The organism is Luteimonas sp. AC640a, assembly GCF_979256585.1.
This window is the reverse complement of record NZ_CEEDOV010000010.1, coordinates 630,811-650,343: the sequence shown is the minus strand read 5'-3', so window position 1 is coordinate 650,343 and position 19,533 is coordinate 630,811. Positions and strand designations below refer to the sequence as shown.

The following is a 19,533-nucleotide window of genomic DNA, read 5'->3' as shown; positions in this document are numbered from 1 at the left end:
TCGTCCGCGGCGCTGCGCGAGACTGCGCGCATGCGCCTGCTGATCATCACCTACGGCACCGAGGGCGACGCGCGACCGCTCGCCGCGCTCGGCTTTGCGTTGATGCGCGCCGGGCACTCCGTGCATCTGCTCGGCGATGCCGACACGCTCGACAGCGCACGCGCTCTCGGTGTGCCGGCCACCGCATTGGCCGGTGACATCCGCGGCACGCTGTCGCGCATGCGGGCGATGCGCCAGATCGAACGTGCACTGATCCGCATCGTCGAGGTGCGCACGCCCGAATGGATGCAGCAGGCGATGTCACTCGGTGCGGGCTGCGACGCGGTGATCGTGTCGGGCCTCACCGCGTTCGTCGGCCTGTCGGTGGCAGAAGCGCTGCGCGTGCCGGCGATCGGCGCGATGATGATTCCGATCAGTCCGACTGCTGCGTTCACCTCGCCGCTGTCACCGCTGCGTCTGCCGCGCGTGCTCAACCGCAGCTCGCACGCGTTCGTGAACCACATGGTCTGGCGCACGTTCCGCGCGACGACGAATCGCGGCCGCGTGGCGGTCGGTCTGCCGCCGCGCACGGCGCTGTGGACCGCGCATCCGGTGCTCTATGGCGTGTCGCCGGCGCTGCTGCCGGACATCGACGACTGGCCGGACGACGCGATCGCCTGCGGCCAGTGGGTGCCGCCGTCGACGGACTGGACGCCACCGGCCGATCTCGCCGACTGGATCGCGTCGGGTCCGCCGCCGGTCTATGCCGGCTTCGGCAGCATGAGTGGCTTCGATGCGCCGCGCGTGCGTGATGCTTTGCTGGAAGCGGTCGGCGATCGGCGCGTGCTGTTCAATCCCGGCTGGAGCGGCATCGACACCACCGGTCTTCCGCCGAACATCCACGTCATCGGCAGCGTGCCGCACGACTGGCTGCTGCCGCGCTGCGCGCTGGCGATCCATCACGGGGGCTCGGGCACCACGCATTCCGCGTGCCGCGCCGGCATTGCGTCGGTGATCCTGCCGTTCGCCGGCGACCAGCCGTTCTGGGCCGGCCGCCTGCGCGCGCTGGGCATCGCCGATCGCGTGCTGTCGGGCCGCCGTCCGTCGGCGTCCGGCCTGCGCGCCGCGATCGCATTTGCCGAACGTCCGGAAACCCGCGAGCACGCGGCTGCACTAGGTGCGGTGATGCGGACGGAAGACGGGTGCGCGACGGCCGTTGCGTGGATCGCGCGATTGGTCGAGCGCGGCGCCACGGTACGCCGCGTATAGCGTTCACCGCATCCTGGCTGAACGGGCGCGCCGGACCTCGGGTTCACCCGAGTGTCGGCATCGAGCGCGGTCAGGAAAATGAAATTCCCCACTTCGGAAGGACCGCAGCTTATGAGCGACAACGCATCGGGCGTCTCGGGCGCCGACTCTTCGAACGGCGCCAGCGACGCGCGCGGCGCTGCGGCTGAAGCCGCCGCCGAGCACGGTCTGGACGCCACCGCCAGCGCGTCCAACGAAGCGGTGTCCGCAGCCGAGACCGGCAAGGCCGCCGCCGCTGCGGGTGACACCTGCACCGCCGAAGCCTCGACGAACCGTGCGGAAGCGGCGGCTGCAGAAGCGGTCGAAGCGGCTGCGGCACTGGCCGACATCGCGGCGAACAATCCGACGCCGGCGACCGAAGCAATGGCGGGTTTCGCGGCGAGCTATGCGCAGGCAGCGACCGAGGCCGCTGCGTCCGCGCGTAGTGCGCTCGACGGCATGCAGGCGTCGCAAGGACTGGGCGCCTGCGTATCCGAAGCGCCGACGTCGCCGACGCAGGGACTGGCGCTGTCCACGATCAACCAGTTGGGCGGGATCTGGTCGTGATTGGCTAGCGCTGGCAAGCGTTCTCGCGTTCTGCCCCTCTGCCCCTCTGCCCCTCTGCCCCTCTGCTTTTCGCTTGTGGCTTGTGGCTTGAGCAGGCTTTGCTCTCTCTTTCTCTCAGCTCGTCACTCATGCACACCTCTCCCTTAGGGAGAGGTCGACGTGCGCAGCGCGTCGGGTGAGGGAAGCACCCATGTGCGGCACTCGAGAACGTCTGCTGCGACCCAACAACCCATCTCTTCTGGCCGGCATTCCGCTCTGAAGGACGGAAAGCGCGAACCGTGCAACCTCGATCTCGACTCAGCGGCATGACTCGTATCGAGTCGCGTCGCGCGCCCAGTGGCTGAAGTCGCGGTCGCCGAGGGACGAGGCGTCGGAGGAATGGTCTCGCGCTGAAGTGGCGAGCCCTCACTCGACGCGCCGGGCGCGTCGATCTCTCCCAGAGGGAGAGATGAAAGTCGCGCGCTTCAGGGGCGCGTGGAAAATGAAGCGGCAGGCTTGCGGGGCTTGGTGCCGAGGACCTCAGCCCTCGCTCGACGCGCGTCGATCAATCCCCGAGGGAGGAGATGCGGGGATCGCACGGGTTTACGAGGACACCGGCTCAGCCCGCTTCGCAAAATCTGCGCACGTGCTCGATCAGTGCACGCAGTTTCGGCGGCAGGTTGCGGCGATCGGGGTAGTACAGAAAGAAACCGGGGAACGGCGGCAGGAAGTCGTCGAGCACGGTCACCAGTTCGCCGCGCGCGATCCACGGCGCGAACGTCTCCTCGATGCCCATGGTCAGGCCGCCGTCGGCGAGTGCGGTGCGCACCATCAACAGCATGTCGTTTGTCGTGACCTGCGGCTGCACGGCGACGTCGAAATCCTGTCCGTCCTGCACGAATTCCCAGCGATAGGGCGCCACACCCGGCGCGGGCCGCCAGCCGATGCAGCGATGCGCGACCAGTTCGCGCGGATGCGTCGGTGTGCCGTGTGCTTCCAGATAGCCGGGCGTCGCCACGACGACCTGGCGCACCGGCCCGGTCAGCGGCACCGCGATCATGTCCTGCTCGATCACCTCGCCCAGCCGCACGCCGGCATCGAAGCCTTCGGCGACGATGTCCGACTCGTCGTCGGTCACGGTCACGTCGAGCACGACCTGCGGATAGGCCTGCGCGAACGTCGCGACCAGCGGGCCGGCGAGAAAGCGTTCGGCGATCGAGGTCACCGCGACGCGCAGCAGGCCACGCGGTGGGCCATCGTCGAGCGCGTCATCCAGCGCAGCGCCGATCCGCGCCAGCGGCTGCGCGATCTGTTGATGCAGGCGGTGCCCGGCCTCGGTCAGCCGCACGCTGCGGGTGGAGCGCGTCACCAGCGCAACGCCCAGCCGGTCCTCCAGCTTGCGCATGCCCTGGCTGACGGCCGATCGGGTGACGCCCAGGCGATCGGCGGCAGCGCGGAAGTTGTCGCTTTCGGCGACCGCGACGAACACGCGCAGCAGGTTGAGGTCGAGATCCATTGGTTAGCCAGTCTAACCACAGCATCCAGTGCGGAGGGAGTTCTCGCGACACCGGGCCGCGCCTACCGTATCTGCACCGGGCCCAGACGCCCCACGCAGGAGTTTTCCCATGCAGCAGGACCTCGCCAATCGCATCGTGTTGATCACCGGCGCCAGCAGCGGCATCGGCGCCGCCACCGCGCGCGAACTCGCCGCCCGTGGCGCCACCGTCGTGCTCGGCGCACGCCGCGTCGATCGCCTGGATGCCCTGGTCGCGGAGATTACGGACGCAGGCGGCCGCGCCGAAGCGCGCGCGCTGGATGTCGTGTCGGCAGACGAGGTGCAGGCCTTCGCCGACCACGCGCTCGCCGCGCACGGCCGCATCGACGCCCTCATCAACAACGCCGGCGTCATGCCGCTGTCGCCGTTGTCGGCGCGCAAGCGCGACGAGTGGGATCGCATGATCGACGTCAACATCCGCGGCGTGCTGCACGGCATCGCGGCGGTGCTGCCGGCGATGGAACAGCAGGGCTTCGGCCACGTGATCAACGTCGCCTCGATCGGCGCGCATCAGGTGTTTCCCACATCGGCCGTGTACTGCGCCACCAAGTACGCGGTGTGGGCGATCTCCGAAGGCCTGCGGCAGGAGACCACCACGCTGCGTGTGACCGTGGTCAGCCCGGGCACCACCACCTCGGAACTCGCCGACACCATCACCCACGCCGGCGCAGCTGCAGGCATGCGCGATTTCCGCCGCATCACGATCGAGCCGGAGGCCATCGCGCGCACGATCGCGTTCGCGATGACCCAGCCCGACGACGTCGATGTCAGCGAGCTGATCGTGCGTCCCGTCGCGAGTCCGTATTGATGGCCGCCCGCATGGTGCCGCACTGCTGCCGGCTCGCCGGCCTCGCGATCGCGATGGGACTCGCGGTGCCGGTGGTGCCCGCGCACGCCGGCGATGCCCCGACGCAGGCCATCACCCCCGACAACGCTGCGCAGATCCGCGCTGCGTTCGAGGCCTGGCGACTCGGGCAGGGCAGCGTGTTCGACCTGCTCGCCGACGATGTGGTGTGGACCGTCGCCGGCGACAGTCCGGTCTCGGGCACGTACCGCTCGAAGCTGGCATTCCTGGACGATGCAGTCGCGCCGATCACCGCGCGACTCGCGACGCCGATCGTGCCGCAGGTGGTACGCATCGTCGCCGATGGAGCGCATGTCGTCGTGCTGTGGCAGGGCAGCGCCACCGCGCGCGACGGCAGCACATACCGCAATCACTACGCCTGGCATCTGGAACTCGCCGACGGCCGCATCGTGCGCGCGACCGCGTTCCTCGACACCTGGGCGCTCGCGCAGTTGCTCGATCCCACCTGAACACGTGACGCCCCGCGCAGCTACACTCCGCTCCGGATCTGGGGAGACCGCGCATGCAACACGAGACCGACGCCGCATCGCGGCCCGTCGACGGCACGCCGATGCCGGCCACGCCGGGTGGCCGCATCAGTTTCGAGCGCCTGCGCGAGCGCAGCGACGAACTCGAACTGCTGATCTCCGGCCTGCTGGTGTTCGGTCTGTTCACCGTGCCGGGCCGGCTGTTCGACGCGTGGGTGTCCAACACCATCCACGCCGACGGCATGGCGCAGTACGCGATCTGGTTCGGATTCGCAGTCGGCGTGGGCGTGAGCTACGCACTGGCGACTGCCTTCATGACGCACATCGCGATCCGCGGTTACTGGGTCGCCCTGATCGGTCTGAAGGCGACCTTCCCTGACGGCGTGCGCTGGGACCGGCTCACGTCGATGGGGCCGGTGTCCCGTGGCTACCAGCGTGACCTGATCGGCGACATCGGACAGGCGATCGAACGCGCCGACCGCATGGCGTCGATCCTGTTCGCGATGAGCATCCTGATGGCGATCACCATCGCCGGCGTCGGCGTGACCGCGATCGCATTGATGGTGCTCGGAAGTCTGGCCGGTGCACTGTTCGGCATGGCCGACCGCGTCGCGCTGATCGTGGGCGTGGTGCTGTACGCGGTGTTCCTCGCCGGCACGCTGGCGATGGTGGTGTGCGAGAAAATGATCGCGCGCCGCGACGCGGCAGGGCGTCCCAGCGACGGTCTGCGCCGCCTGTTGCTGCGGCTGTTGCGCCTCTACAGCGTGCTGGTGCCGCAGCGCCTGATCGGGCCGATGCAGCTCACCCTGCAGAGCAATCTCAACGGCCGCGCGTTTCTCGTCGTCTACGGGCTCGTCATCGGCGGCGCGATGCTGATCGGCGGTCTGCAGGTCATCAATTCGATGAAGTTCTCGCTGCTGCAGGGTTACGACGTCATCACCGAAGAAGCCGTGGACCACGGCATGCTCGGCGCCCACTACGAGAACATGCGCGCCGAACACGACGCCCTGCTGCGCTTCCCGATGATTCCATCGGACCGCATCGCCGAAACACATCTGCGACTCTTCATTCCGCACCAACCACAGCGCGACAACGCACTCGCGCGCCGCCTGTGTCCGACGCTCACCGACGGCCGCAACACGGCTGAAGGCACGGCCGCCACCCGCAATGCCATCGACTGCATGGCGGCGATGTGGACCGTGACCATCGACGGCGTCGCGATCCCGCTCGACGACTTTGTGCCCATCGAACGTCGTGATCTCGGGATGCGCGGCCTGGTCGGCTACATCCCGCTCGGCGAGCGTCAGCCCGGTCGTCACAACCTCGCACTGACCTGGAACGCCAAGGGCGACGAAAGCGGCAAGCAGCGCCGCCGCGAGTACCGCATCCCGTTCTGGTTCATTCCGCAGATCGCCGAGCGCGTGGAGCGGGATTGATCGATCCGCGAACCGTCCGCGCGATGCGGAATCGTGACGCGACACGCATTTCCAGCCATCGACGCGTGACGCACTCCGATCCGGTGTCCGGTTCCCGAAGAGCGACGCGTTTCCGTTAGTCGAGCAGACGATTGACTGCCTGCCGGCAGTCCTTGTCCATCGCATCGATTCGATCGTGCGCAGATGCGTGCGATGACGGAGGAGCGCGCGTAATGAAAGGCATTGTGGACGACGCAACGGAGAATCCGCTGACCCTGCCGGACGTGCCTGGCATGCGCGGAAAATGGACGCCCATCGAGGGCGTCGACGACAAGCAGCTGCAGGAAGTCTGGCAAACACTGGAAGCGCAGCAGGAACTGCAGCATCTCAAGGCGACGTCGCAGATTCCGGATGCTCTGGCGCGCTTCGCGAAAGATCAGGCACTGCAGGTCGATGATGTATCGATCACGCCCAGCCAGGTGACCTTGCAGTTCGTACAGCCAGATGGCCGACCCGTGACCGGCGCCCGTGTGCGCCTCGCCGCGGCAACCGAGGACGAGGGCGAAATTGAGGCGCTACATACGCGCACTCAAGCCCTGTCTTCGGATGGCTCCGCCGTCTTGAAACTGCCCACCGAGTGGCATGCGAGACACATCAAGGCACTGCAGCTGGTGCTGATCGGCGGCAACGGGACGCAGGCGATCACGATTCCGCTGCCACGCGGTACCGCGGACGGCGATCTGTTGCCTGCCACCGTGCGCGAACAGGTCGAGCCGCTGTCGCTCGGCGTGTTGGCCAAGCTGGCGGATCTCGCCGCAGGTGGCGATCGCGAAGACGTCGAGCACGCGGTGCCGGTCAAGCCTGAGGTCGCATTGGGCGAAGGGGACTGCGGCATGGTGTTCCGATCCGATCCATCCCAGGACCGGTTCTCCTACAGCCTGATGTTCCGCCTGACGGATCCCGCGCTGAGTCGCAAAACGCTCGCGCGTCTGTCACACCTGCACAGGGAAGGCGGCCAGTTGCAACCGGTCTACCCGGGCATTCCGGTGTCGGGACGCGATCCGTTGTTCGCAGTCGACCGCGTCGCGATCGATCGGCCTATCTCGACCGAATCCTTCCGTCGTGCGATCTCGGGCGTCGGCGCGGTCTCGACGACGCCCCTGGCTGCCACGTTGGCGATCGGATACGTGGTGACACTCGCGCAGCGCTGGACGCAGAACGGACTGGCACTGGGTGATCTCGTCTACTCGCTGCCTCTGGCGCCCGGCGAGCAGCAGCGCATCGCCGTCGTCGAACGCACCGAAACTGCGAGCGTCATGGAGCGCGAAGCGCTGGAGCAACGCGAGGACATGCGCTTCGATCAGGCCGATTCCAGTTCGGTGCAGGCCACGTTCGCCGCGGGCTTCAGCGAGTCGGCGCAGGGCGGGTCGGAGTACAGCGCGAATTCCAGTTCATTCTCCGTGGCCGCAGCCGCCGGTGGCGGTGGTGTGTTTCCCTTCGGCGCGTTCGCAGGCGGAGTTGCCACGAGCTATGGGCAGGCGAGTGCGAACGGCTCCACATCGACGTGGATGTCCGGCGCCCGGCAGTCGACCTCGAACGCTGCCCAGAACACCCAGGCATCGGTCAGCCGTCGCGCGAGTGCGGTGCGTAGTGCGTCGCGCGCGTCGATGCGGCTCGCCACTGCAAGCGAGACCACGCAGGTCACCACCAAGGTCATTACCAACCACAACAAGACGCGCGCGCTGACCATGCAGTACTGGGAAGTGCTGCGGCTGTTCGATGTCACGACGGTGGTGCAGGACGTCAACCTCGTCTGCCTGGTGCCGCTGGACGTCGTCGACTTTCTTCCGGCAGGCCAGGCTGCAACGCTGTCGACGTCTGCCCTGAACCGGAACCAGCTGCTGAGCCGCTACGCCAAGCTGCTCACGCATGCCGATGTGCTGCAGCGTGAGGTGCCTTGGCGACTGCGCAAGGGCCTGCAGGCGTTGATCGAGTTCGCAGCCGACCCACGCAGCGACGTGCAGGGGCCGACGGGGCCGGCCATCACGACGATCGTCGTGAAGGTGACGGGTGGATTCACGGCATTCGACCAGCCGCAGGTGCAACTGCTGTTCCGCAATGGTGTGCGGTCACAGACGACGCGGCTCGGTGGTAGTCCGCCGTCGCCGCCGACGGGTGAGCATGCGTTCTCCGAAGAGATCGAACTGTTCGACTGGCTGCGCAGAACACGCGACGGTGCGCTTGAGCTGAAGGCCAACATTCCGTTGCCGAGATCGCTTCCGCTCAACGACGTGGTCGGCGCGGTGATCACGAACGGCGCACGCAGGCTGGATTACGTGTTCGCGCCGAAGGGCGCATCCACGGCGCAATCGTTCCTCGGCGCGAATCCTGTCGAACTCGCAGGCCTGCTCGGCAAGCTCGCACTGGACGTGCGCGTGTCGAAGTCGTATCCGGCCGAACGCGTCGAACGTGAAAGCGGCGACCTGGACGTGACAGTGAGTGCCGCGCCACAGGACGTTAGCGGGGGCCAGCCACCGGATGTGATCCCGACCTCGAGCGGCACGATCGTGCCGGGCAGCGGCCTGACGGTCTCGGCCAGCCGTATGGCGGCGCTGCTGTCCTACGACGATCTGCTGGAGATCGAGAAGACCCTGCAATGGGTGTTGCGCAACGCGGTCCGCTGCAGCATCCGCGTGGTCGCGTCGTTGACGGCCGAGGAGCGCACGATGCTGCTCGAACGCTATTCGGTGACACCGCCGTTCGTGGACAAGGACGGCGATGTGCAGGAAGGCGTGCCGCTGTTGTCGTGCGTCTCGAACAAGGTCCTCGGCTTCTACGGCAACTCCATCGTCATGCCGTTCCAGATCCCCGCTGTGCTCGCCGAGGAGATCGGGACGGACACCGGGAAGCTCCAGCGCGCACTCAAGCGCTTCCACATGGAAGCCTTCGATCAGCCGGTTTCGACGATCGCGTTGCCGACGCGCGGTGTGCTCGGCGAAGCGGTCCTCGGCCGGTGCCCCGCCGCCGAGAAGATCGACCTCACCCGGTTCTGGAACTGGAAGGATTCACCCGGCGACGAAGCCACTGCGATCGATGCGATCGGAATGCCGTCCGGCAGCCTGACCGCCGGCCAGACCGCGCCCAATACCCTCGGTCCGGCGACGCCGATCATCAACAACTTCTCGACCAGTGGCACTGCTGCCGACAGCTCGCTCGCCGCGGCGATCGCGCAGCGTGCGATCGATCTGGGCAAACCGTTCGACGTGGCGGCGTTGACCAACGCCGGCAACCTCAAGGACGTCGTGAACAAGACCACCGACACTGCCGAGTCGGCGCGCAAGGACGCGTTGTCGGCGGCCAAGGAAGTCGCCATCAAGGCGATGGAGACCGCAGTTGCCTACAAGGGTGTGAAGCCTGCGGCCGGAGAGAAAGACGGCGCAGGCGGGAAGAAGGAGGAGCCGAAGACACCGACGCCCACGACACCTGCGACACCGGCACCAACGCCCACACCTGCGCCGCAACCGGCACCATCCGGGCAGGTCGTCGTACCGGCGGCGGCGAAACCCGCGCAGCTGCAGGTGTTCTTCAACAAGCGCGAAAGCGTCATGACCGACACGACCGCCGAGGGTCGGAGCGGACAGAACGTGCGCGTGGCTGCATTCGTCGATGCAGCGAAGGCCTACAAGGCCACGCGGATCGTCGTGCGTGGATCGGCATCGCCCGAAGGCACGCTGCAGTTCAACACCGAGCTCATCGCAGACCGCGGCGAAACGCTCGCGTTGAAGCTCCGGGCCGCATTGCCGGGGGTCGCGGTGGATATCGCGGCGGGCAGCATCCGGCCCGGCGCACCTTCGGACGAATATCCCGAACTCCGGCGCGCGGACGCCGACATCACCGCGCCCTGAGTGCGGACGCAGAGGATACGGACATGGCAGATGGATTCGATCCGATCGACGAAGCGCTGGCTGCGGTCATCCGCGCGGCGGCTTCGCCGGAAGTGCAGGAAGCGCAGGTACTGATGCTGCGCCGGCTCGCGCTCGAAGGCAGCGTGGTGCCGTCGCGCATTCCCGCGCCGCTCAACATCACCGAACTGGGGGGCTACCTCAATCTCCTGTCGACGTCGGGCGACACCGCCCTGCGTACGTCCGCCATCGCGGCTGCGCTCGGTCTCGCCAGCCCCGGCGCGATGGCCTGGGAGGATGCACCGCCGGGCATCGGCTTCGGCCAGATCGGCAATGACACCACCGGCATTGCCGAGGCTGAGGGGATCCTGCTGTCGGTGCCGATGCGGGCCGATTTCGCCGAGGCCTGGCGGCAGCGCGTCCTACCGCGGTTGGCCGAGCTCGGTGCGTCACTGCCGTTGTGGGCACCTGCGTTGCGCCTGCCGTCCCTGGACCCTGCCGCCGTACCGATCGATCCCCTGTTTCTGCTGGGGCGTCGTGTCTGGATAGCGCCCGAGGCCGCGCTGACTGATCCCGATACGGATCCGGTGCGACTTGGCCGGGGCGATGACGATCCGCAGGACACCCAGCGCGTCACCGTGCGCGCAACCCGCGGTGTCATCGGTGCGCCCTGGCATGCGCTCGTATGGGACCGGACAGCCGATACCCTCGTCGTACGTGCACTCGCCGAAGTCAGCGGTGCCGACGTCGGGCCCATCGTGGCCCTCGCCGGATTCCGGCTGGAGCAGGCTGCGGGACCGCCGTCGCAACGGTTTGATCTGTCGTGGGGGCGGCTCACGAATCTCACCGGCCTGATGCCAGGCGTCAGTCGGCTCGGCGATGAACTCGAAGCCGTCTGGTCGCCCCGTGCAATTGCACGCAGTGCGTTTGCAGCCCGCGTCGACGAGGTGTGGAACGGGGCCGGCTTCGCAGCGTCAGACTGAAGCGTGCAGCCGACGCATCAGCGCGTCTCGAGCGTGATGTTCGGATGCGCTGCGATGATTTCCAGCACGAGATCGAAGAACGTCGGTCCGGTGCCTGCCTCGAGCGCGTCGAGGTCGCGACGGATGCGCGCCTTGTCGTAGCGGCCGGGCGTGTCGAGCTTGTCCTGCAGCCACGCGCGCGTGACGTCGATGCCGAGATCGCGTCGGTTCTTCTCGAAATCCGTCCAGACCAGCGTCACCGGCGCGTCGCCATCGAGCGCGCCGTAACCGCCGTAGAGCATGTCGTCGAGCGCATCGAGGCTGTGGCCGAGCGGCCAGTCGACGCCGGTCATGAAGACCCGGTTGACCGCGTCGTAGAACGACGCGAGATCATGGATGCGGCTGCCGTCGAGGGTCAGGGCCTGGGACATGGGTGTCGGGCGATGGCGGTGCGGGAGGTCTGCATCATCGATGCACGCGCGTGACGACAGGCCCCGGCGTGGGCGATGTGGGCCGGCGACATGTGCAAGCGCCGGTAGTAGGCACTCAGCTCTCGAGCACGCGCCCGACCGCCGCGTCCCGGCCGTCTTCCACTGCGCGGGCCAGCGCCGCCACGCCGCGGTGGATGTTGACCTTCACCAGAGATTCGGACTGGCCGGTCATGCGGCTCGCCTCGACGACGCTGTAGCCCTGCAGCTTGACCAGCCGGATGGCGGTCGCCTGTGCCGGCTTGAGCGTCGCCAGCAGCGCATCGAGCAGCAGCGCGCTGTCGATCTCGCCGCGCGGATCGGTGGAGACAAGGTCGGGGTCGAGCGGTTCGTCCTGGCGGCGCAGGCCGCGCAGGCGGTCGATCCACTTGTAGCGCGCAATCGCCGCGATCCAGGGACGCGCGGGTTCGCCGGCTCGATAGGTGTGGCGCTTTTCGTGCACGGCGATCAGTGCGTCCTGGGCCGCGTCGTCGACCATCGAGGCCGGCAGGCGATGGCGGTAATAGCTGCGCAGCCACGGCCCCAGTTGGGACAGCAGGCGTGCGTAAGCGCGCGCGTCGCCGGCCTGCGCGGCCACGAGCAGCGTCTCCCAGCTGTCGGCGTCGGCCCCACCGTCCGCCCGCGTCGTCACCATGCCGGGCCTCCCGCCTGCGCACGCGGGGAGTGTGGCGCATCGCTGCGCCGCAGACGCGCCGACCACAGTCCCGGGCTGCCGCAGGCCCGCGGCCGGTGCCGCGCGGGTGCCGTCACCCGGCATCGCGGTCGCCGCGCGCCGGCGGCAGCAGCGCGGCCAGCAGGCCCGCGTGCAGCCAGCTCGATAGCATCCCGCCCGCGATGTGGACGGCGTCGTCCTCGCCGTGCGCCGCCACGAGTCCGGCACACAGCGCACCGTAGGACACGCCGGCCGCGATCTGGCGGAGCGCATCGCCTTCGCCCGGTGTCGCGCGGCGGCAGACCGGCTCGCCGTCCTCGCGCCAGACGACGATCTGCCCCGGCTGCGCGAGCACGGCGGCCTCGGGCGGCGCCTCGTCGCCTGCGAGCGCACGCCAGGTGGCGAGGCAGTCGGTGCGGATGTCGACGACCGCGAGCGCGGGCACCAGCTGCAGGCGCAGGCCGGCCCAGTCGTCGCCGTCGAAACCGGCCGCCGCGCGCTGGAAGGCCGCAGCGTCCAGCGGGTGCGCGTCGCCCGCGGAGAAGACGCCATGCATCGCCCAGTCCAGCGCGGCGATGTCGGCGACGTCCGCTTCGTGCACGAACAGCGTGGCCAGCAGATCCGCGAAGCCCTCGCCGACCGCGTCCAGGGTCCAGCTGCCGGGTGGATGCTGGATCAGGTAATGCGCGGCCGCCGCGGTGAACGGCCCGTCGCCGACGCAGCGCCGCGTGCGCGCGAACGTGCTGCGCATCGCCTCGAACTGCGCGCTGCGCGTGTTGTTGCGGTAGACCGCCAGCCCGCGCGCCATGTCCGGGCCCCAGTCGGAAGGCAGCGCCGCCGCCTCGTCGTGCAGACAGCCCATGAAGGTCGACTGCAGTGCGGCCAGGCTCATGCGACGGCCTGCTGCGGCGTGGCGTCCGTCGCCAGGGTGCGCGCACGGTCGAGTTCGTGTTCCAGGTCCTCGAGCGGCGGAATGTCGCCGTCGCGCTCGAGCATCGTCGCCACCGTACCGGGACATCGGGCGATCACGGACCGGTAGAGGGCCCAGACCGCGTCGCAGACCGCGCGGTCGTGAGTGTCGATGCGCAGTTCGCCGGGCGTATGGCCGGCCAGGTGGATCTGCCGCACCTGCGCCAGCGGCAGGCCGTCGATGTAGGCGGCGGCGTCCCAGCCGTGGTTGCAGGCGCTGACGTAGACGTTGTTGACGTCCAGCAGCAGCCCGCAGCCGGTGCGGTGCGCCATCTCGGCGATGAATTCCCATTCGGTCATCGTGTCGTCCGGGAACCGGCAGTAGCTCGACGGGTTCTCGAACAACATCGTGCGCCCCAGCCGGGTCTGGGCGCGGTCGATGTTCGCGCAGACCAGGTCCAGCGTGCGGCGGGTGTAGGGCAGCGGCAGCAGGTCGTGGCTGTTGTGCGCCTGGGTTCGGGTCCAGCAGAGGTGGTCGGACAACCACAGCGGTTCGATCCGGTCGGCGAGTCGGCGCAGACGCACCAGGTAGGCGTCGTCGAGGCCGTGGGCGGATCCGACCGACAGCGAGACGCCGTGCAGCGCAACGGGCCAGTGCTGGCGGACGCGTTCCAGCGTCGCCAGCGCACGGCCACCGTCGACCATGAAGTTCTCCGAGATCACTTCGACGAAATCAACGCGCGCATCCCCAGCGAGGAAGCGCGGATAGTGCTCGCGGCGCATGCCCAGGCCGAACGTGCGGGCAGGAGGGACGTGCGGCATGGGCGGACTCCGGAACATGGGGCGCCCGCATGCCGAAACGGGCACGCGGGTCGCCGGTGAGCAGGTCAGCGCAGGTCGCCGATCGTGCCGTTTTTGGTCAGGCACTCGCCGGCCTTCAGGGCCACGAAGCCGTGGCCCGCGCAGGCGTTCATGCCCTTGCAGCTGTGCTCGGTGGTGGCGCAGTCGGAGTTGCCCTTGCAGTCGTGGACGCCGTAGCAGTGGATCGTGTCGTCACTGTTGATGGCGCGGCCGGCGCTGCCGTTGGGCGCGGGTGCGGCGAAGGCGGCAGCGGACAGGGCGAGCGCTGCGGCGGATGCGGCGAGGGTGGCGATCGAGCGGTGGGTGATGTGCATGGCAAGCCTCATGGGTCGATGGGAGTGAACGGAGTCACGGGGCGTCGACCCGCGGGCCGATCGCTAGACAGGAGTTCGCAGCAGCGGGTGCGCCGGTTACAGCACGACGATTTTTTTTCGTCTGTAACCGCGGTGACGCTTCGTCCGAACTCCGATAGGCCACCGCGGATTTGCGGGGCCACCCACCCACGACACCCAGGAGTCATCCCATGGACACCCGTACCCTCGCCCGCATCTCCGGTCTCGCCCTCGCCGCCGGTCTGTTCGCCCAGGCCGTCCCTGCCGTCGCCCAGGACGCCGGCGCACCCGAAAAGTGCTACGGCATCGCCAAGGCCGGTCAGAACGACTGCGCCGCCGGCCCCGGCACCAGCTGCGCCGGTTCGTCCACGCGCGACTACCAGGGCAATGCCTGGAAGCTCGTGCCCAAGGGCACCTGCACCACGACCCGCACGCCTGCCGGCACCGGGTCGCTGACCCCCATCGACCGCTGACGGCACGCCGCCATGACCCGTACGTATCCCCACCCCGGCGGCATCGTCCGCCACCTCTCTGGCCCGGTCGGCGAGGGGCTGGCGCTGCTCGTCGCCCGCCTGGCCCTGGCCAGCGTGTTCTGGCGCGCCGGGCGCAGCAAGGTCGTCGAGGGCACTTGGCTGCAGATCAGCGACGGCACCCGATATCTGTTCGAGCACGAGTACGCCGGCGTGCCGCTGCTGCCGCCCGAGCTCGCGGTGCAGCTGGCGACCTGGGCCGAGTTCGGGCTGCCGCTGTTGCTGCTGCTCGGCCTGGGCTCGCGTCTCGCAGCGACGGGTCTGCTCGGGATGACCGTCGTGATCCAGCTGTTCGTCTATCCTGACGCCTGGCCCGTCCACCTCGTCTGGGCCGGTCTGGCCCTGGTGCTGATCTCGCGCGGCAGCGGCCTGTTGTCGTTCGATGCCGTCCTGGCCCGTGTCGCGCGCGGTCGCGGCGGCACTGCTGACGCCGCGACCCGCCCGAGGATGACGTGATGGACCGAGACGACGCCCTGATCGCACGCCTGTCGGCGGACCTGCGCCCGGTCCGCCCGCAGCGCGCGCGCGCGGGCTGGGGTCTGCTGGCGCTGGCGGTGCTGGGCACGGCGGCGCTGGTGCATCTGGGTTTCGGCCTGAAGCCCGGCATCGTCCTGTCGCCGGACGGGCGCTGGGTGCTGCTGGCGGAACTGGTGCTGGCGACGCTGGGGTTGGCCTGCGCCCTGGCGGTCGTCGCGATGGCCTCGCCATCGCGCACCGCGCGTCCGGCAGCGTTCTGGCTGGTGGCAGCGGCCTCGCTGATGCCGGTCGCGGGTCTCGTCGTGCTGGCGGTTCCGGGATTCGGCGACGGCGCCGTCCACAGCGAGCAGGGCCATTGGGAGTGCGCGTTGTGGGGTTCGGTCAGCAGCCTGCTCACCGCGGCCGTGCTCGTGGGCTGGTTGCGGCGCGGCGCCCCGGCCTCGCCCGCCCGCGCCGGGCTCTACACCGGCCTGGCATCGGGCGCGCTCGGCAGTGCCATCTACGGCCTGTCCTGCCCGATCATCGGCGTCGAGCACTGGGCGATCTGGCATTTCCTGCCAGTGCTGGGCTGTGGCCTGGCCGGACGTCTGGCACTGCCGCGGCTGCTGCGCTGGTAGCAGTGCAGGTTCGTCGGTCCGGTGACGCGGGCGCCCTACGCGAACGCCGTCGATAGAGCGCATCCCGTTCCGGTTCATTCCGCAAATCGCCGCGCGCGGTTCGAGCCTGATCTGCGGATGCAACGCCGGATCGCCGAACCTCGGGCCGCTGCTGACCGCCGCTGCATCGAGGTCACGCTAAACGCGTGCCTCGTCGTCGCGGCCTGGCGTGTCGAGCTTGTTCTGTCATCACGCGCGCGTGGTGATCGTTCGCCTGGACGCCTCCCATCTTTCGATACAGGCCTCGCATCGCATCGGCCATGCGGTCGCTCAGTTCTTGTGGAACGCTGGCGGCGGGAACGTCGCGATCTTGGCTTCCTCCACCGCGGCGCGCGCTGTGGTCCAGTCGTCACGCAGAAATGCATGGATCGCGCCGATCTCCGCATCGCTCAGATGCGACAGCTGCTCCCGCGCGACGATGCCCATCAGACTGCCCTGCGCATACAGATCGCGCCCGTCGCGTGCGATACCGGTCCGCAGCAGCGTCGTGAACTCCGCGGGCGAGTACCCCTTGGCGAGCACCAGCGGTGGCGCGTTGATGATCTGTTTCGGCGTCTGGTGATGGCAATTGACGCACCCGACGATGTAGACGAGATGCTCGCCGGACGGCGCGGCCGCAACGGGCGCCGCAACCGAAGCCGCCGCAACCGGCACAACCGGCGGTCCGGGGGTGCAGGACGCCAACCACGGCGCGCAGCAGAGGGCGAGGGCGAAAAGACGTGTGCGGGTCATGCCGGGCCTGCTTTCGAATGCATCCATCGAAAACAGACGTGGACGGCGGGGCGATGCGGCCAGGTCTGACACGCCCGGCGTCCGCGTCGTCGCCTGAAATGGTGGGGGCGATCGGCGATTGCTAGGCTTGCGCCGGCGTCGCGCGATGCCGCACACGGACCCCCTGATGACGCACATCCGCCTGGGCACCTGGAGCCTGCTGCTCCTGCTCGCCAGCCTGCACGGTCTGCTGATGGCGGCGCTGCTGTGGCGGACCCGCGAGAACGGCACCGCCAACCGCGTACTCGCCGCGCTGCTGATCGTCATGGTGCTGAAGATCACCCCGTACACGATCGGCTACGCGGGCGTGTACGACGCATTCCAGTGGCTGACGTTCGCGCCGTTCTACTGGGACCTGGCGATCGGGCCCTGCGTCTGGCTCTATGCGCGCCAGCTCGCGATCACGCGCCTGCCGCGCGGCTGGGCGTGGCACCTCCTGCCGGCGGCGCTGCAGGGCGCCTACTACCTCGTGCAGTTCATGCGGCCGCTGCCGGACAAGCTCGCGTTCAACGCGGCGGTCCATCACCCTTGGGCGCTGCCGGTCGAAACCGCTGCGGTGCAGCTGTCGATGCTCGTCTACCTGGTGCTCGCGTATCGCAGCTTCCGCGGTTACCAGCACTGGCTCGAACAGCACAGCGCCGCGCGCGAGGAGTGGCGGCTGCGTTGGCTGCAGCGTTTCATCGTGGCGATGCTGGCGTGGAGTCTGCTGCGGCTGGGATTCGCGATTGCCGACCGTGCCGTGGGCGGACTCGGCTACTTTCGTGAGTTCCCGATGTACGTGGCGCTGGCAACGCTGGTCTATTACCTCGGGCTCGAAGGCTGGCGCCATGCACGCGATGTGCGACCGCGCATCGGCGATGCGGGCCCGGGACTCGCGGCACCGGATGCGTCGGTCGACACGCCGCCTGACATGCCGTCGGCCCGGGCGCCCCGCGACTGGGCTGCCCTCGGCGCACGTATCGAGGCAGCGGTCGTCGAGGGTGGTTGGTGGCGGGAGCCGACGCTCGACCTCGACGCGCTGGCGCGTCGGGTCGGCAGCAACACCAACTACGTGTCCCGCGCGCTCAACGAAGGTCTCGGGCTGAGCTTCAGCGCCCTGATCAACCGGATGCGGGTCGAGGACGCGCAACGCCGGCTGGTCGGCGACGACGACATCCTCGACATCGGCCTGTCGGTCGGCTTCGGTTCCAAAGCCACCTTCAACCGGGTGTTCCGTGCGTCCACCGGCTGCACGCCCAGCGAGTGGCGGCGCAGGCGACGTCCCGATTCCTGAAACGCGTGCAGACGCTGGTGCGATGAGGCGCCGCGCGGCGGCGGCGGGTCGATGCTCCGACATCGTCTCTCCACTGTCGGAACGTCCATGGCGCGCTTCGTACTGCTCCTGTGTTGTCTGTTCGCGTTTCCGTTATCCGTGTCGCTGGCCGCAGCGCCCGACCCGGATCGTGCGCGTCTGGACGATGTCCTGTCGGGTGCCGGCCTCGTCTCCGATATCGATCGGCTGCAGCGCACCTACACGGCGCTCCATCCCGGCCTGTATCGCTACGCCACGCCGCAAGAAGTGCGGACGCGCTTCGACGGTCTGCGTCGCGCACTCGCCGGCGGTGCCACGCGCGGCGAGGCCTTCCTGGCATTCGCGCGTTTCGCCGCCACGATCCGCTGCGGACACACATTCCCCAATGTCCTCAACCAGCCCGAAGCGCTGCAATCCGCGCTGCTCGGCGGCGCGCAGCGGCTGCCGTTCCACTTCCGCTGGATCGCAGGCCGCATGGTGGTGACCGACGGCTTCGGCATTGCGGATCTGCAACCCGGCGCGGACGTCTTCACCATCGGCGGCGTGCCTGCGCAGGACATGCTGACCGCGCTGCTGCAGGTCGCCCGCGCTGACGGCGGCAACGACGCCAAGCGCATCGCGCAGATGCAGGTGCTGGGCTACGACGCCATCGAGGCGTTCGATGTCTACCTGCCGCTGCTGTACCCCGGACTCGGAGAGCGCCCGATCGTGGTCTGGCGGAATCCCGATGGCACGCGCATCGAGCGCGCATTGCAGGGTTTGACGCTCGCCCAGCGCCGCGCGCAGTTGACGAATCCTGCCGCAGCCTCGCCAGGTGCGCCGGCATGGTCGCTCGACACGCGCGACCCGGCGCTGGCGGTGCTGCGCATGCCGACCTGGGCCCTGTTCAACAGCACGTGGGACTGGCGCGCCTTCATCGACACTGCGTTCGCGCAACTCGATGCAGCCGGCACGCCCGCGCTCGTCATCGATCTGCGCGGCAACGAAGGCGGACTCGGGGTCGGCGAAGTGCTGCTCGCGCATCTCGCGGCCGCACCGATCCAACTCCCGCGCATCGAACATCGGGTCCGCGTCCGTCGTGTGCCGGACGACCTGCGTGCTGGCCTGTCGACCTGGGACCGCAGCTTCTACGACTGGGGCGACGCCGCCACGCCGCGCGCCGGAGATGATCTCCGTCTGACGCGCTGGCAGCCCGACACTGGCGTCGAGCGCATCACGCCTGTCGCGCCGCGCTACACCGGGAAAGTCTTCGTCCTGATCGGCGCCGAGAACAGTTCGGCGACCTTCGAATTCGCGCAGCAGGCCAAGGCCAGCAGACTGGCCACCCTGGTGGGGCAGACCACCGGCGGCAACCAGCGCGGCATCAACGGCAGCGCATTCTTCTTCCTGACCCTGCCGCACAGTGGCATCGAGCTGGACCTGCCGCTGGTCGGCCAGTTTCCGCTCGGTCCGTTCCCCGATGGCGCGCCACCGGATGCCGGTATCGCGCCCGATATCCGGGTAGAGCACACGGTGCAGAACATTATCGAAGGTCGCGATGCGGAGATGGACGCGGTCAGGCGCGCCCTGCGTGCGGGCTGAAGTCCCG

Annotated in this window: 19 protein-coding genes; 12 read left to right on the top strand and 7 right to left on the bottom strand. The window is 68.8% G+C overall.

Translation table 11 applies throughout. The annotated features are described in order from the left end of the window. Nucleotides 1–30 precede the first annotated feature (30 nt). Together ACZ9YD_RS11970 and ACZ9YD_RS11965 are read left to right on the top strand one after the other, a co-directional pair. Complete coding sequence (locus tag ACZ9YD_RS11970) at nucleotides 31–1,248, top strand: glycosyltransferase (RefSeq protein ID WP_465075435.1); 1,218 nt, start codon at nucleotides 31–33, stop codon at nucleotides 1,246–1,248. 111 nt (nucleotides 1,249–1,359) lie between these two features. Then, entirely contained in the window at nucleotides 1,360–1,833 is a 474-nt protein-coding gene (locus tag ACZ9YD_RS11965) for a hypothetical protein (protein ID WP_465075434.1), read from the top strand. A gap of 598 nt (nucleotides 1,834–2,431) precedes the next feature. Here the strand turns inward: ACZ9YD_RS11965 and ACZ9YD_RS11960 are convergent. Continuing rightward, nucleotides 2,432–3,328: a LysR family transcriptional regulator gene (locus ACZ9YD_RS11960; protein WP_465075433.1), complete on the bottom strand. Its 897-nt coding sequence runs from the start codon at nucleotides 3,326–3,328 to the stop codon at nucleotides 2,432–2,434. A 109-nt stretch (nucleotides 3,329–3,437) separates the two neighbouring features. Between ACZ9YD_RS11960 and ACZ9YD_RS11955 the strand changes: the two genes are divergently transcribed. The 5 genes from ACZ9YD_RS11955 (at nucleotide 3,438) to ACZ9YD_RS11935 (ending at nucleotide 10,999) form a co-directional block, all read left to right on the top strand. Beyond that, nucleotides 3,438–4,175, top strand: coding sequence for an SDR family oxidoreductase (locus ACZ9YD_RS11955; protein WP_465075432.1), 738 nt, complete (start codon nucleotides 3,438–3,440; stop codon nucleotides 4,173–4,175). Continuing rightward, nucleotides 4,175–4,681 carry a nuclear transport factor 2 family protein gene (locus ACZ9YD_RS11950; protein WP_465075431.1) on the top strand — a complete coding sequence of 169 codons (507 nt, stop codon included), beginning with the start codon at nucleotides 4,175–4,177 and terminating at the stop codon, nucleotides 4,679–4,681. Before ACZ9YD_RS11955 ends, ACZ9YD_RS11950 begins: the two co-directional genes overlap by 1 nt. 53 nt (nucleotides 4,682–4,734) lie before the next feature. Next, on the top strand, nucleotides 4,735–6,135 hold the full coding sequence (locus ACZ9YD_RS11945; protein ID WP_465075430.1) for a hypothetical protein: 1,401 nt from the start codon (nucleotides 4,735–4,737) through the stop codon (nucleotides 6,133–6,135). Between the two features lie 212 nt (nucleotides 6,136–6,347). Beyond that, nucleotides 6,348–10,019: a hypothetical protein gene (locus ACZ9YD_RS11940; RefSeq protein WP_465075429.1), complete on the top strand. Its 3,672-nt coding sequence runs from the start codon at nucleotides 6,348–6,350 to the stop codon at nucleotides 10,017–10,019. Nucleotides 10,020–10,042: 23 nt separating this feature from the next. Beyond that, nucleotides 10,043–10,999: a hypothetical protein gene (locus ACZ9YD_RS11935; RefSeq protein WP_465075428.1), complete on the top strand. Its 957-nt coding sequence runs from the start codon at nucleotides 10,043–10,045 to the stop codon at nucleotides 10,997–10,999. Between the two features lie 17 nt (nucleotides 11,000–11,016). Here the strand turns inward: ACZ9YD_RS11935 and ACZ9YD_RS11930 are convergent, their stop codons facing one another. The 5 genes from ACZ9YD_RS11930 to bufA2 form a co-directional block, all read right to left on the bottom strand. Further along, nucleotides 11,017–11,409, bottom strand: a complete 393-nt coding sequence (locus ACZ9YD_RS11930; protein ID WP_465075427.1) for a barstar family protein — start codon at nucleotides 11,407–11,409, stop codon at nucleotides 11,017–11,019. 115 nt (nucleotides 11,410–11,524) lie between these two features. Next, entirely contained in the window at nucleotides 11,525–12,100 is a 576-nt protein-coding gene (locus ACZ9YD_RS11925) for a sigma-70 family RNA polymerase sigma factor (RefSeq protein ID WP_465075426.1), read from the bottom strand. Between the two features lie 112 nt (nucleotides 12,101–12,212). Continuing rightward, a complete protein-coding gene (locus tag ACZ9YD_RS11920; protein ID WP_465075425.1) occupies nucleotides 12,213–13,010 on the bottom strand; it encodes an HvfC/BufC family peptide modification chaperone in 798 nt (265 codons plus the stop codon). Further along, nucleotides 13,007–13,849, bottom strand: a complete 843-nt coding sequence (gene bufB, locus ACZ9YD_RS11915; protein WP_465075424.1) for an MNIO family bufferin maturase — start codon at nucleotides 13,847–13,849, stop codon at nucleotides 13,007–13,009. The genes ACZ9YD_RS11920 and bufB overlap by 4 nt, the downstream gene beginning before the upstream one ends. A gap of 65 nt (nucleotides 13,850–13,914) precedes the next feature. Beyond that, the gene (gene bufA2 / locus ACZ9YD_RS11910; protein ID WP_465075423.1) at nucleotides 13,915–14,202 is read right to left on the bottom strand and encodes a BufA2 family periplasmic bufferin-type metallophore; all 288 of its coding nucleotides are present in this window, start codon (nucleotides 14,200–14,202) and stop codon (nucleotides 13,915–13,917) included. 209 nt (nucleotides 14,203–14,411) lie between these two features. Here bufA2 and ACZ9YD_RS11905 point away from each other — a divergent pair, with 209 nt between their 5' ends. From ACZ9YD_RS11905 to ACZ9YD_RS11895, 3 genes are read left to right on the top strand one after another with little or no spacing between them, the layout of a single operon-like run. Continuing rightward, complete coding sequence (locus ACZ9YD_RS11905) at nucleotides 14,412–14,693, top strand: BufA1 family periplasmic bufferin-type metallophore (RefSeq protein ID WP_465075422.1); 282 nt, start codon at nucleotides 14,412–14,414, stop codon at nucleotides 14,691–14,693. Between the two features lie 12 nt (nucleotides 14,694–14,705). Beyond that, nucleotides 14,706–15,206, top strand: a complete 501-nt coding sequence (locus ACZ9YD_RS11900) for a DoxX family protein (RefSeq protein ID WP_465075421.1) — start codon at nucleotides 14,706–14,708, stop codon at nucleotides 15,204–15,206. Continuing rightward, a complete protein-coding gene (locus ACZ9YD_RS11895) occupies nucleotides 15,206–15,844 on the top strand; it encodes an NrsF family protein (protein ID WP_465075420.1) in 639 nt (212 codons plus the stop codon). Before ACZ9YD_RS11900 ends, ACZ9YD_RS11895 begins: the two co-directional genes overlap by 1 nt. 309 nt (nucleotides 15,845–16,153) lie before the next feature. On the opposite strand, the gene ACZ9YD_RS11890 is transcribed toward ACZ9YD_RS11895, so the two are convergent. Continuing rightward, nucleotides 16,154–16,615, bottom strand: coding sequence for a hypothetical protein (locus ACZ9YD_RS11890; protein WP_465075419.1), 462 nt, complete (start codon nucleotides 16,613–16,615; stop codon nucleotides 16,154–16,156). 166 nt (nucleotides 16,616–16,781) lie between these two features. Here ACZ9YD_RS11890 and ACZ9YD_RS11885 point away from each other — a divergent pair, with 166 nt between their 5' ends. Together ACZ9YD_RS11885 and ACZ9YD_RS11880 are read left to right on the top strand one after the other, a co-directional pair. Beyond that, a complete protein-coding gene (locus tag ACZ9YD_RS11885) occupies nucleotides 16,782–17,927 on the top strand; it encodes a helix-turn-helix domain-containing protein (protein ID WP_465075418.1) in 1,146 nt (381 codons plus the stop codon). A gap of 87 nt (nucleotides 17,928–18,014) precedes the next feature. Further along, nucleotides 18,015–19,526 (top strand): S41 family peptidase, encoded by a 1,512-nt coding sequence (locus ACZ9YD_RS11880; RefSeq protein WP_465075417.1) that lies wholly within the window; start codon nucleotides 18,015–18,017, stop codon nucleotides 19,524–19,526. Nucleotides 19,527–19,533: the final 7 nt, after the last annotated feature.